Source organism: Pseudomonas sp. DR48 (genome assembly GCF_019823085.1).
In the GTDB taxonomy this organism is placed as follows: domain Bacteria; phylum Pseudomonadota; class Gammaproteobacteria; order Pseudomonadales; family Pseudomonadaceae; genus Aquipseudomonas.
In genome coordinates this window covers 1,860,238-1,873,321 of sequence record NZ_CP081946.1, presented here as the reverse complement: position 1 = coordinate 1,873,321, position 13,084 = coordinate 1,860,238, and the positions used below count along the sequence as shown (strand labels likewise).

At 58.4% G+C, this 13,084-nt stretch carries 9 protein-coding genes; 7 read left to right on the top strand and 2 right to left on the bottom strand.

Translation table 11 applies throughout. The annotated features are described in order from the left end of the window. Window positions 1-11: 11 nt before the first annotated feature. The 3 genes from K5K95_RS08595 (at window position 12) to K5K95_RS08585 (ending at window position 4,346) form a co-directional block, all read left to right on the top strand. Complete coding sequence (locus tag K5K95_RS08595) at window positions 12-2,882, top strand: EAL domain-containing protein (RefSeq protein WP_222589095.1); 2,871 nt, start codon at window positions 12-14, stop codon at window positions 2,880-2,882. Window positions 2,883-3,048: 166 nt separating this feature from the next. Next, window positions 3,049-3,915 (top strand): transcriptional regulator HexR, encoded by an 867-nt coding sequence (gene hexR, locus K5K95_RS08590; RefSeq protein ID WP_008027445.1) that lies wholly within the window; start codon window positions 3,049-3,051, stop codon window positions 3,913-3,915. Between the two features lie 218 nt (window positions 3,916-4,133). Continuing rightward, complete coding sequence (locus K5K95_RS08585) at window positions 4,134-4,346, top strand: PA3496 family putative envelope integrity protein (protein ID WP_222589094.1); 213 nt, start codon at window positions 4,134-4,136, stop codon at window positions 4,344-4,346. On the opposite strand, the gene K5K95_RS08580 is transcribed toward K5K95_RS08585, so the two are convergent. Then, window positions 4,288-5,250, bottom strand: coding sequence for a LysR family transcriptional regulator (locus K5K95_RS08580; protein WP_090177777.1), 963 nt, complete (start codon window positions 5,248-5,250; stop codon window positions 4,288-4,290). The genes K5K95_RS08585 and K5K95_RS08580 overlap by 59 nt on opposite strands. A 190-nt stretch (window positions 5,251-5,440) precedes the next feature. On the opposite strand from K5K95_RS08580, the gene K5K95_RS08575 reads away from it, so the two are divergent. Both K5K95_RS08575 and oadA read left to right on the top strand, forming a co-directional pair. After that, entirely contained in the window at window positions 5,441-6,856 is a 1,416-nt protein-coding gene (locus K5K95_RS08575; RefSeq protein WP_033059614.1) for an acetyl-CoA carboxylase biotin carboxylase subunit, read from the top strand. Between the two features lie 11 nt (window positions 6,857-6,867). Next, window positions 6,868-8,691, top strand: a complete 1,824-nt coding sequence (gene oadA, locus K5K95_RS08570; protein ID WP_222589093.1) for a sodium-extruding oxaloacetate decarboxylase subunit alpha — start codon at window positions 6,868-6,870, stop codon at window positions 8,689-8,691. 75 nt (window positions 8,692-8,766) lie between these two features. On the opposite strand, the gene K5K95_RS08565 is transcribed toward oadA, so the two are convergent. After that, window positions 8,767-10,974, bottom strand: coding sequence for an autotransporter domain-containing protein (locus K5K95_RS08565; RefSeq protein WP_222589092.1), 2,208 nt, complete (start codon window positions 10,972-10,974; stop codon window positions 8,767-8,769). A 387-nt stretch (window positions 10,975-11,361) separates the two neighbouring features. Here K5K95_RS08565 and K5K95_RS08560 point away from each other — a divergent pair, with 387 nt between their 5' ends. Both K5K95_RS08560 and K5K95_RS08555 read left to right on the top strand, forming a co-directional pair. Then, a complete protein-coding gene (locus K5K95_RS08560; RefSeq protein WP_222589091.1) occupies window positions 11,362-12,714 on the top strand; it encodes a HipA domain-containing protein in 1,353 nt (450 codons plus the stop codon). Then, window positions 12,711-12,989, top strand: a complete 279-nt coding sequence (locus K5K95_RS08555; RefSeq protein ID WP_222589090.1) for a helix-turn-helix domain-containing protein — start codon at window positions 12,711-12,713, stop codon at window positions 12,987-12,989. Before K5K95_RS08560 ends, K5K95_RS08555 begins: the two co-directional genes overlap by 4 nt. Window positions 12,990-13,084 lie beyond the last annotated feature (95 nt).

Here is a 13,084-nt window from a genome sequence, read left to right as displayed (position 1 = left end):
GAACATTGCCTATGACCCTCAGCTCCGACCTGTCGGGCCCTTCTGTGGAGCCCCGGGTTATCCGTAAACAGTACGCCATGGAAATGGCGGTCGAGCGCACACGCCTGCTTTACCAGGGTTCCCTGCTGCCTACGCTGTTCATGCTGATCAACGGTCTGGTCTGCGCCGGCTTGCTCTGGAGTCCGCAGCGCTACTTCCTGGTCAGTGTCTGGTTGGTCTGGCTGTTGTCGCTGGTAGCCTTGCGCGTGATTCAAGTCGCAGCCTTCGATTCGGCCATTCCCAACCGTCAGGCGCATCCGGTCTGGCGTCGCATGTTCCTGCTGGGTTCTGCCATGACTGGTCTGACCCTGGCGGGCGCCGGTATCGCTCTGGTGCCCGCTGACAACTTCATTCAGCAAGCCTGGGTATTCGGCCTGATCGGCGCCGCCGCGCTGTCGGCCAGCGTTGCCTATGCGGTCAGCCTTCCGGCGTTCCTGTCCTTTACCTTGCCTTGTCTGTTGCCGGCCATTGCCTACCTGTTCTGGGGCGGCGATGAGCAGGAGCACGGATGGGGCTGGTTCGGATTGATATTGTTGGGCGCGCTGAGCGTGGTTGCCTGGCAGGTCAATCGACTGATCGACAACGGTTTGCTGCGACGCTTCCAGAATCAAGCCTTGATCGAACACTTGCAGCAGGCCCGGAGCTGCGGAGATCAGCTCAATCACGAATTGGCCAAGGAGATTGATCAGCGCCGGTGTGCCGAGGATAAATTGCGCGAAGCCCAGGTCGAGCTGGAAAACCGCGTTGCCCAGCGCAGCCTTGAGCTGGACGCTGCCAACCAGGCGTTGAGCAAGAGCGAAGCACGACTGGCGCTGGCGCTGAAGGCCAGTGAGTTGGGGTTGTGGGACTGGAACCTGCAAACCGATGAAGTCCATCACACCCAGCTTCAGGAGTTGTTTGGCCTGGCACCGGAATTCGTCACCGCGATGCTCAGCCACCTCAAGCCGCGCCTTCATCCTGAAGACTTGCCGGCGCTTCGACGTGCGCTGGTCGAGCATTTGAAAGGCCGCAGCGAGGATTACCAGATCGAATACCGCGTTCGGCATGGCGACGGCCACTGGGTCTGGATCGAGGACCGTGGCCGTGCGGTTGAGCGCAGCGAAAACGGTCGGGTGATCCGCATGGTCGGCACCCGCCGCGACATCAGCGCGAGCAAGGGCCAGGAAGAACAACGCCAGCTGGCGGCGACGGTGTTCGAGGCAGCCAGCGAAGGCATCGTGATTTTCGACCCCAATTACGCATTGATCGCGATTAACCAGGCTTTCAGCCGTGTCACCGGTTACGACATCGAAGACATGCTGGGGCGTAACGTGGTCGAGTTGCCGTGCAGCCGGGATGCCCGCCGGCACTATGGCGCTATCCATCAGGCGCTGGAGCAGCACGGCACCTGGCAGGGTGAGTTGGTAGAGACGCGCAAGAACGGCGAGCTCTACCCGCAGTGGCTGCAACTGAACGCCGTGCGCGATGCTCGGGGAAATGTGAGTCATATTGTCGGCTTCTTCGCTGATTTGTCTGCTCGGCGTGAATCCGAAGAGCGCATGCGCTACCTGACTCACTACGACGAACTGACCGGCCTGGCCAACCGTTCGCTGTTCCGTGAACGGCTGCGAGACGCTCATCAGCGGGTGCGTCAGGGCGGACGTCGAAGTCTGGCGCTGCTGCACATCAACCTGGATCGTTTCAAACTGCTCAATGCCAGTCTCGGCCATGAAGTCGCCGACCAGCTTCTGCAAAAAATGGCTCGTCGATTGGTCAATGCACTGCCAGAAGCGGACACCATCGCCCGGCTGTCCGGTGACGAGTTTGCGGTGCTATTCGATGCTTACGGCAACCTGTCGAGCCTGGCGCGAGTGGCGACCCGCTTGTGCGCCAAACTGCGTTTGCCGATCACCGTCGATGGTCATGAACTGGTGGTCAGCGCGTCCATGGGCATCAGCATGCTGCCGGACAACGCTCGGGAAATTTCCGCGCTGGTGAGCCAATCCAACATTGCCATGCAACATGCCAAGCACTTGGGCGGCAACAACTTCCAGTTCTATACCGAGAGCCTGCAGGCCAGCACACTTGAACGCCTGCAGCTGGAAAACCAGCTGCGCAAAGCCATCGAGGAAAAGCAGCTGCAAGTCTTTTACCAGCCCAAACTGTGCCTCGCCACAGGCCGCCTGAATGCAGCGGAAGCGTTGGTGCGTTGGGATCACCCGACCATGGGGCGGGTACCGCCGGGGGAATTCATCGGTCTGGCCGAGGAAACCGGTTTGATCGGCCCGATTGGCGAGTTCGTCTTGCGCCAGGCCTGTTGGCAGGCCTGCGAATGGCAGCGCCAGGGGCTTGAGCCGATTCGGGTGTCGGTCAATTTGTCGGTGCATCAGTTGCGCCAGGGCAAGCTGGTCAGCCTGGTGCGGCAGGTGCTGGAAGAGACCGGTCTGGCGCCGCACTGCCTGGAACTCGAACTGACCGAAAGCCAGTTGCTCGACAGCGTCGAACACATCATCGCGACGTTCCAGCAGTTGCGTGACCTGGGCGTGAAATTGGCGATCGACGATTTCGGCACCGGGTATTCGTCCCTGAGCTACCTCAAGCGCATTCCGGTGGATTACGTGAAGATCGATCAGGCGTTCATTCGCGGTCTGGGGCAGGGCAGCGAAGATGCGGCGATCACTCGGGCAATCATCGCCATGGCGCATGGCTTGTCACTGAAGGTCGTGGCCGAGGGCGTGGAGCGGGCAGAGCAGCTGGAATTTTTGAAAGCCGAGCACTGTGATGAAGTGCAGGGCTATTTGATCAGCCGCCCGGTGGAGGCTGATGACTTGGCCGCCCTGTTGCGCCACGACACGGCACTGTAAGAGCTTGCGGCAACTGCCAAAGGGTCCCGGAGGGCTACATGGAGCGCATGTGGCGTGGAATGGGGATATCGAGTTACGCATTGAGCAGGCAAAAAGCCGATTCATGTAGTATAACTACAAGCTTGCTACATCCCCGACACCTGCCAATAACAAAGAGTCCAGCCCTTTGAATCTGCTGCAACACATCGCCCAGTCACGCCACCTCTTACGCAAGTCGGAGCTCAAGGTCGCCGACCACGTGCTGCTTGATCCTGCGGCGGTGATGCACAGCTCCATGGCCGACCTGGCCCACAGCGTGGGCATCAGCGAGCCGACCATCGTGCGCTTCTGCCGTGCCATCGGTTGCTCGGGTTTCCAGGACCTGAAACTGAAGCTGGCGCAAAGCCTTGCGGCGGGCGCGAGCTTCGGTCAGTTCGCCATCCATGAAGACGATTCGGTCGCCGACTACAGCCTGAAAATCTTCGACACCACCCTGCATACCCTGATGGAGGTTCGCGAGAAGCTCGACCCGGTGGAATTGCAACGGGCCGTGTCGCTGATGTCCCAGGCCCAGCGCGTCGAGTTCTATGGCTTTGGCGCTTCGGGTGCGGTGGCGGCGGATGCCCAGCACAAATTCTTCCGCTTGCTGCTGACGGCGGCGGCGTACTCCGATCCGCACATGCAGGCGATGTCGGCCGTGACGTTGAAGCCGACCGACGTGGCGATCTGCATTTCCCAGTCCGGTCGTTCCAAGGATCTGTTAATCACCGCCAACCTGGTGCGCGAAAGCGGCGCCTCGCTGATCACTTTATGCCCAAGCCAGACACCGTTGGCCGAACTGTCTACCGTCAACCTGGCGATCGATGTGCACGAAGACACCGAAATCTACACACCGCTGACGTCGCGCATTGCCCACCTGGTGGTGATCGACGTGTTGGCGATGGGCGTGGCCATGGCGCGCGGGCCGAGCCTGGTCAATCACCTCAAGAGCGTCAAGCGCAGCCTTCGCAGCCTGCGGCTGTCGCCCAAGTCAGTGAAGGCGCTGGACGACTGATGTCGTCGTAAGGTCGTTCCGACCTTAATCGCGAGCGGGCTCACTCCCACATTTGACCGCGTTCTCCTGCCGGACGCTGTTCTCCTGTGGGAGCGAGCCTGCTCGCGATGGCGTCTTCGAGAGCGCCGAAGATTCACATCCCTGTAATCCCTTCGCCGCCAAACCGTCATCCCTCGCGCCTATCTTGAAACTCCCGTAATCGCCTTGGGAGACTCGAAATGGCCCAGCCCTACGAAGAACGCAACAGCGCTGTCAGAACCCGTCGTCAGCAGGAAGATCAGCGCCGCATGGAGTTCCGCCGCGCCATCGAAGATCGCTGCGAGCGCCGCCAATTGCTGGCCGAGATTGGCGATTTTCCTGCCGATCTGGAACTCAACTACTGGCAGGCAGCTCCCGCAACTTCCCGTCGAAGCGCTCAACCAACGCGCTGATCTGCACCCGTTCGCTGCGGATAAACGCAAGGAATGCGTGGGCCACCGGTGACAGCCGTTTGGCCTTGGCCTGCACCAGGCACCAGCTGCGATACAGGGGCAGTTCTTCGACCGGCAGCTCGATCAATCCACCGGTCGCCAACTCAAGGTTCAGGGCGTGGCGCGTCAACAGCGCGACGCCCAGACCCGCCAGCACACATTCACGCTGGGCTTCAGCCGAGGAAACCTCCTGCGTCTGGTTGAAGTGCACGCGTTTTTCCTTGAAATACTCTTCGCACGCCAATCGCGTTCCGGAGCCGGGTTCGCGCAGCAACAACGTGTAAGGCTCAAGGTCCTGCAAGCGCAGAGGTCCCATGTGGCACAGCGGATGATCCGGTGGTGCCACGGCCACGATCGGGTTGTTGAGGAACGGCAGAAACTCCAGCCCCATGTCTTGCGGCACCATGGACATGATCACCAGGTCGTCGCGGTTATCCGACAGTCGACGGATCACCTGTCCTCGATTGACCACCGTCAGTTGCAGATTCACTTCCGGATGCTGGCGCTTGAACGCGGCGAACAGGTGCGGCACGAAATACTTGGCGCTGGATTCGATCGCCAGTTTTAACTGGCCCTGCAGCGAACCCTGCATATCCGAAAGCTGCATGTCGAGGTTTTCCAGGCGTCCGAAAATGTCCCGACTGGCTCGCTGTAGTGCTTCTGCCGCCTCCGTCATGTAGAGTTTTTTGCCAACATAGTCGAACAGAGGCTGGCCAATCAGCTCTTCGAGTTGACGAATCTGTAGGCTGACGGCCGGTTGTGTGAGGGACATTTCGTCGGCCGCACGGCTGTAGGACCTCAAATCACAGACTTCATTGAAAATCTGCAATTGACGCAATGTCATACGCATCAAGGACTTACGCATTTTTTGTAGTCTCTGCTCGCAGGCTGATGACTCAACTATAAGTCTTTACTTATGCCTAACCCAATTATTAATCATTTTTGTTAATCCCTTGTGGGGGCTAGTGTGGGGCTGCGACTAAATTGAAACATTTAGTCACGCGTCGACCTGGTCTAGCAGGTCGTGGGTACCACCGGCTCAAGGGAACCTCCAAGTGATAAAAAAGATCCTGATCGCCAACCGTGGTGAGATTGCCGTACGAATCGTGCGTGCCTGCGCCGAGATGGGCATTCGCTCGGTCGCGATCTATTCCGACGCCGACCGCCATGCCTTGCATGTGAAGCGCGCGGATGAGGCCCACAGCATTGGTGCCGAGCCATTGGCCGGTTACCTGAATGCGCGCAAGCTGGTCAATCTGGCGGTAGAAACCGGTTGCGATGCGCTGCACCCCGGCTACGGATTCCTTTCGGAAAACGCCGAGCTGGCAGACATCTGCGCCGAGCGCGGCATCAAATTCATTGGTCCATCGGCTGAAGTGATTCGCCGCATGGGCGACAAGACCGAAGCACGCCGCAGCATGATCAAGGCGGGCGTACCGGTCACTCCAGGCACCGAAGGCAACGTCGCGGATATCGAGGAGGCCTTGGTCGAAGGCGACCGTATCGGTTACCCGGTGATGCTCAAGGCGACTTCCGGTGGCGGTGGGCGTGGTATCCGTCGCTGCGACAGCCGTGAAGAACTCGAACAAGCCTTCCCGCGAGTCATTTCCGAAGCCACCAAGGCCTTCGGTTCCGCGGAAGTGTTCCTGGAAAAGTGCATCGTCAATCCGAAACACATTGAAGCGCAGATCCTCGGCGACAGCTTTGGCAACGTGGTGCACCTGTTCGAACGTGATTGCTCGATCCAGCGCCGCAACCAGAAGCTCATCGAAATCGCCCCGAGCCCGCAACTGACCCCGGAACAGCGCGCCTATATCGGTGACCTGTCGGTGCGTGCAGCCAAGGCCGTGGGTTATGAGAACGCCGGCACCGTGGAGTTCCTGCTCGCCGAGGGCGAGGTGTACTTCATGGAGATGAACACCCGGGTGCAGGTGGAACACACCATCACCGAAGAAATCACCGGCATCGACATTGTGCGTGAGCAGATCCGCATTGCGTCCGGCCTGCCGCTTTCGGTGAAACAGGAAGACATTCAGCACCGCGGTTTCGCGCTGCAATTCCGGATCAACGCCGAAGACCCGAAAAACAACTTCCTGCCGAGCTTCGGCAAGATCACCCGTTACTACGCCCCCGGCGGCCCCGGCGTACGTACCGACACGGCGATCTACACCGGCTACACCATTCCGCCGTTCTACGATTCGATGTGCCTGAAACTGGTGGTGTGGGCGTTGACCTGGGAAGAAGCGATGGACCGTGGCTTGCGCGCCCTCGACGACATGCGTCTGCAAGGGGTCAAGACCACCGCCGCGTACTACCAGGAAATCCTGCGTAACCCGGAATTCCGTAGCGGCCAGTTCAATACCAGCTTCGTTGAAAGTCACCCTGAACTGACCAACTACTCGATCAAGCGCAAACCCGAAGAGCTGGCCCTGGCCATCGCCGCCGCCATCGCCGCCCACGCAGGCCTGTGAGGAAAAGAACAATGAGCAACTCTCAACCTACAAAGCGTATCCACGTAACCGACACGGTCCTGCGCGACGCCCATCAATCGCTGCTCGCTACCCGCATGCGCACCGAAGACATGCTGCCGATCTGCGACAAGCTCGATAAAGTCGGCTACTGGTCGCTGGAATGCTGGGGCGGCGCGACCTTCGACGCCTGCGTACGCTTCCTGAAAGAAGATCCGTGGGAGCGCCTGCGCCAACTGCGCGCGGCGTTGCCTAACACGCGCTTGCAAATGCTCCTGCGTGGCCAGAACCTGCTGGGCTACCGCCACTACAGCGATGATGTGGTCAGAGCCTTCGTCGCCAAAGCGGCGGTCAACGGCATCGACGTGTTCCGCATCTTCGACGCGATGAACGACGTGCGTAACCTGCGCGTGGCCATCGAAGCCGTGAAAGCTGCTGGCAAACATGCCCAAGGCACCATCGCCTACACCACCAGCCCGGTGCACACCATTGAGGCCTTTGTGGCCCAAGCCAAGCAAATGGAAGCCATGGGTTGCGACTCGGTCGCGATCAAGGACATGGCTGGTTTGCTGACGCCGTATGCCACCGGCGAACTGGTCAAGGCATTGAAGTCCGAGCAATCGCTGCCGGTCTTCATCCACTCCCACGACACTGCTGGCCTGGCCACAATGTGCCAACTCAAGGCCATCGAGAACGGTGCTGATCATATCGACACCGCTATTTCCAGCATGGCCTCGGGCACCAGCCACCCCGGCACCGAGTCGATGGTTGCCGCCCTTAAAGGCACCGAGTTCGACACCGGCCTGAATCTGGAACTGCTCCAGGAGATCGGCCTGTACTTCTACGCCGTGCGTAAGAAATACCACCAGTTCGAAAGCGAATTCACCGCCGTCGACACCCGCGTTCAAGTCAACCAGGTACCGGGCGGGATGATTTCCAACCTGGCCAACCAATTGAAAGAGCAGGGCGCCCTGAACCGTATGGGCGAAGTGCTGGCTGAAATCCCGCGCGTTCGTGAAGACCTCGGCTTCCCGCCGCTGGTGACCCCGACCTCGCAGATCGTCGGCACCCAGGCGTTCTTCAACGTGCTGGCCGGCGAGCGCTACAAGACCATCACCAACGAAGTGAAGCTCTACCTGCAAGGCGGCTACGGTAAAGCGCCGGGCACCGTGAACGAAAAACTGCGTCGCCAGGCAATAGGCAGCGAAGAGGTGATCGACGTCCGTCCAGCTGACCTGCTGAAGCCTGAAATGGCCAAGCTGCGTGCCGAAATCGGTGCCGTGGCCAAGTCTGAAGAAGACGTGCTGACCTACGCCATGTTCCCGGACATCGGCCGCAAGTTCCTTGAAGAACGCGCAGCCGGCACCCTGACTCCAGAAGTGCTGCTGCCGATTCCTGAAGTAGGCGGCGTGGCCTCGGCCGGCGGCGAAGGCGTACCGACCGAGTTCGTCATCGACGTCCACGGCGAAACCTATCGCGTCGACATCACCGGTGTTGGCGTGAAGGCCGAAGGCAAGCGTCACTTCTACCTGTCCATCGACGGCATGCCGGAAGAAGTGGTGTTCGAGCCACTCAACGAATTCGTCAGCGGCGGCAGCAGCAAGCGCAAGCAAGCCACTGCACCGGGCCACGTCAGCACCACCATGCCGGGCAACATCGTCGACGTGCTGGTCAAGGAAGGCGACACCGTGAAAGCCGGGCAAGCCGTGCTGATCACCGAAGCGATGAAGATGGAAACTGAAGTCCAATCGGCCATCGCCGGCAAAGTCACCGCCATCCACGTGGCCAAGGGCGACCGGGTGAATCCGGGCGAAATCCTGATCGAGATCGAAGGCTGAATTAACAGCCTCGATTGACCGCTTTAACCTCGGGGGGGCATGTGCTCCCCTTTTTTTTCGCCCGGGATTTGTGGTTTAGAAATTCATCCGCCATTGACCCGTTACGCCATGGTTTCGGCTGTCGGTGCCGAACTCACCATTAAGGCCGACACCAAGCGTATGGTTCGCCGACAGCCCAAGGTCCAGACCTGCATCGACCAGCAAACTGTCCCGATCCAGCGGTGCACCGTAAACGCGGTAGTTTTTCCCGCCTGTTACCAATCGCTGACGGGTATCGCTGTAGACATCCCCGTAGGTGTGCTTCCAGCCGGCGCTGAATCGTGGGGTCAGTTGCATGCCGTTATCCAGGGTGTTGAGCTTCGCCAGCCGCAAGCCGAATGTGCTGTTCAGGTTGTTTTGAGTCTGGCTCTGGACCTTCAATGCCGCGGCGCCACCTTTTTCGGTGTAGCCGTCACGCTGATAGCGCTGGTAACCCAGGCTGGCGAACGGTTCGATGCTGACGTTGGCACGGCCCAGGTTGTAGCCCACTTCAGCGAAAGCCTGTTGGGTGCTGGCATCGTAGCGACCTTGCGGACGGTCGCTGAAACCGTTGAAGGCAACACGGCGTTTGGTGCTGCCATCGTGATTGCTGTAGATCGCGCCCAAGCGTAGCGCCACAGGACCGCTCTGGCGCTGGGCGTAGGCGCCCACATGCCAGCTGTCGAGATCGCCGTCGAGGTCACGGCTGTCCAGGCGAGTGTCGGATTTGCCGGCCATCACGCCGATACGCCATTGCTCATCGATGCGCCAATCGGCGCCCAGCACCAAGCCATGGGTGGAATGTTTCAGAGGGTCGTAGTCGCGATCCAGCGTTCCGCCGTGACCTAGCGCCTGCAGCCAGACTCTGCTGCTGTGTTCACTGCCTGCTGCTACACGCGGCGAATTCTTCTGACTGCCGAAGCCTGCCGCGCTGTCCATTTGGCGTATGGCCGAGAGCAGGGTTGTGCTGATCGGGCTGTCGCTGTTGAGGGTTGCCTTCGCGAGGTTGGCGTTGTTGCTGCCGGCCAGTTGCTCGATTGCAACAGAGGCGGTTTGTATATCGGCGCCGATCAGCGCGATGACAGCGGCATTGGTGGGCGTGGGCGTGGGAGTGGGATTTGCTGCTGTCGCAGGAACTGAAGCGGTGACAGGCGTATCAGCGACTATGGGTAGCGTCAGCGCATCAGCGACGAGGGGAGCATTCTCAGGTGCAGTCTGGGTTTGCGGTATGTCGATCGGCTCTTCAACACTTTGGGCGAATTCCTCCCCGTTCTCGGTAATTGCGAAAGCCTCGATAGGCACGTCGTTACGGGTAAGGATCAGATCGACTTTCTTCTCTTCGTATTCAACCTTGGGCGTTAAAAACGCAAGGTTATTGAGGACCTTTCCAAATTCCCCTTCGACTCTATTGGCTAAAAGAATGGTGTTTGTGCTGACGTATGGATAGTCGCCCGATGACGCAACAATGTTCAGCGTGGCGTCCCCCAGACTGGCGGTGCCGCCGACTACAACCGTTGCACTTTTGCGGTCGGCGTCGACCTCGTAGGTCAGTTCGGCCGTTTTGGAAAGCCTCAAATCGCCCGACACGGTCGGCGCTCCGTGTACCTTATCGACAGAGAAACGGCCGTTGACCTGCAATGCCCCGACTCGACCATTACCGGCGAATACACTTTTCTCATCAACCAGCACCTCGCCCATGACAATCCCAGAGTTGGTCAGGGTGCCACCTGATTGAACCGTTACGCCGCCGCCGATCTCGCCTGTGTTGACAAGAGAACCCTGGACCAACGCTCCTCCTTCGATACCCCCGTCATTGATGAGTGTTGCCCGGGAGCGCACCCATACACCCGTTTTGAAGTCATTTGGACTGTTGACGGTCCACGTGCTTCGTTTCAGTTCCAGGCCTTCGAAGTTGCGACTCTCGCCCAGCGTGCCGCCACTTGCCGTATCAAGCTGCAGGAAATTGGTCCCGCCACGACCGTCTACCGTGCCGGTGAGGGCTCCCCGGCCAGTGACTATGACAAGGTCATTTCCTTCGCTGAAAGCCCGATTACTTCCATCGACTGCTCTGGTGATGGAGGTCTTGATGGTGTCGGCGTGACTGATAAAAGCCTCGAGCTGCCCGATGAGCTGCTCCGGTGTTTCAGAAGAAGGAGTGCCGGCATCGATGGACGTCTGCTGGGCAAACGAAAAATCAACGCAACCCACCGCCAGCGCGATGGCCAGCGCCAAGTGGTGTGGACGGAATCTGTGTTGAACAAGCATTGAATTAAGCCTCTATTGAGAAGAGGCCAAACTCTAAGGAGAACGCTTCGTTGCCGATGTCAGGCGGTTCTGGCGGGTGTGCAGGTGTTGTCAAATCGTGGTGTCGAAAATGACGACTCGCCGGGTAACAGCGGTTTTTTAGCCAGTCGAATCGGCGACCTTTCTCACAACTCATCGAGACATTGCCGGCTTTCGCAAAATCAGAAACTCATGTCCAGAGTCGAAATCGACGATATCTGCATTATTTTGCGTTTCAGACGAACAATAAGTGCCATAAATGCATTTTATTGCATTTTTTGGTTCGCTAGTGTTGAGAAAAATGCACTATATTGCATCTGAAGACCAAAATAGCTCTTGAATATGCATTCAAATGCAGGTGATGACGGTATGTACACCCTGACGTTACAGATATTCGCCGCAGGGATCTGGCGCGACGCAATGGACTTAAACTTCGACAGCCCGGAAAAAGGTTTCGAAAGTCGATGTAATTTCGGCTACGAAACACCCTATCTCGTCGAAAGCATTGAAGATATTGGGTCACCCTTTGCCAAGGCAGTGAGTGCCAGGTTTCCTTTGGACTTCGAGGGTAAGCGGTCTAACGCGCCAGCCTTTCTGCATGACATTGCTCCTGCCGGTGCAGCCAAGAGGTTTCTTCTGGCACACCTAGGTCGCGACAAACCTGCTGACGTCAGTGCCGACCTTTATTTACTGGCCAGAAGCACTCCGGCACCGATTGGCAATATGCGCATAAAGGAATCCGCCGAGGCAGTAGATCAGCGCGAGCCTATAGGGTTTAAACGCCAGGACGTCATTAGTCGTGATAACCGGTTTCTCGAATATGCCTATGAGCAGGGCGCAGCAATTGGGGGGGCTACGGGGGCTGGTGGCGAGGCTCCAAAACTTTTGTTGGCTCAGGGTAAGGATGGAAATTTATATCCCGACGCAGTATTGGACGACGCAGCGGTCACCCAGCACTGGTTCGTGAAGTTTTCTCGTGGCAAAGGAACCCGCAACGATCAGGACATCCTCAGGAGTGAGTACCACTACTACAAGGCACTACAAAAGCTGGGCATCGAAACGGTGGCAGAACAGGGCTTGGCCTTGGAGGAGGCAACCAAACCTAGCTTGTGGATGCATCGTTTTGATCGACAAGTGACCCCTCAGGGTGTCGAGCGTTTTGCCGTGGAGTCGATCTACTCTCTGGCGCAAATAACCACGCCCGGTAGCCCGATGGACCACATGGAAGTTATCCGGCTGCTTGCGGGGCTATGGCGTGATGCGGGGCAGGCTGACCAAATCCCGAATCTCGTTGCTGACTACCTGCGTCGGGATCTGCTCAATAAAATCCTCGGCAACTCAGATAACCACGGGCGCAATACCGCGATCATCCGCGATACGGCCTCGTTTCGCCTGGCACCGATCTACGACTTGGCGCCAATGGTGATGGACGACGAAGGCGTCACAAGAACCACCAAGTGGCCAAAAGAATTGGAGAGGGCTGGGGATGTAAATTGGCGTGGTGTGTGCCAGGCATTGGCCGACATCGCTGATCCGAATGATCCGCTGGCAGCGCTAATTGATTTACCGGGTTCTTTTGAACGCTTGCGGGAAGATGCCAGACACTTGTTGGCACTCCCGGACATTCTGACTGACAGCGGATTGCCCGACGCCACAATGAATCACCCGCGAATTGCATTGAAAAATCTGGAGCAGCGCTTGAAAGAGTGGGACCTGAAATGAGCATGACGGTAGCCGAGCGCACAGTGCTCATAGAAAGCATTCAAGAGGCGCTGGCCCAAGGCACTCTTGAGATTGGTGAGGCAGTCCGTCGCTTGCGGGTGGAAGTCACAGGCCTGCACCAGACCCAGTTTGCAAAGATGTGCAAAGTCTCGGTGCGCACGCTGGTGCATATCGAACATGGGGAAGGGAATCAGACGCTGAAATCGCTGAATTCGGTGTTCCGACCATTTGGATTAAAGATGGGCGTGGTGCGGGTTCGACGTGATCTCAGTTGAATCGACACTGTTTGCACGCAATGTCGACGGCGCTTGCTCAAGTCGGACCACCCTATACTCCGGAACTTGAGCTTGCCCGGTGACATTCAATACGG

Excerpts from the sequence above, each read along its gene's own strand:
- K5K95_RS08595 (WP_222589095.1), top strand. The coding sequence starts at position 12 with ATGACCCTCAGCTCCGACCTGTCGGGCCCTTCTGTGGAGCCCCGGGTT.
- K5K95_RS08560 (WP_222589091.1), top strand. The coding sequence starts at position 11,362 with ATGTACACCCTGACGTTACAGATATTCGCCGCAGGGATCTGGCGCGAC.
- K5K95_RS08585 (WP_222589094.1), top strand. The coding sequence starts at position 4,134 with ATGGCCCAGCCCTACGAAGAACGCAACAGCGCTGTCAGAACCCGTCGT.
- K5K95_RS08580 (WP_090177777.1), bottom strand. The coding sequence starts at position 5,250 with ATGCGTAAGTCCTTGATGCGTATGACATTGCGTCAATTGCAGATTTTC.
- oadA (WP_222589093.1), top strand. The coding sequence starts at position 6,868 with ATGAGCAACTCTCAACCTACAAAGCGTATCCACGTAACCGACACGGTC.
- K5K95_RS08555 (WP_222589090.1), top strand. The coding sequence starts at position 12,711 with ATGAGCATGACGGTAGCCGAGCGCACAGTGCTCATAGAAAGCATTCAA.
- K5K95_RS08565 (WP_222589092.1), bottom strand. The coding sequence starts at position 10,974 with ATGCTTGTTCAACACAGATTCCGTCCACACCACTTGGCGCTGGCCATC.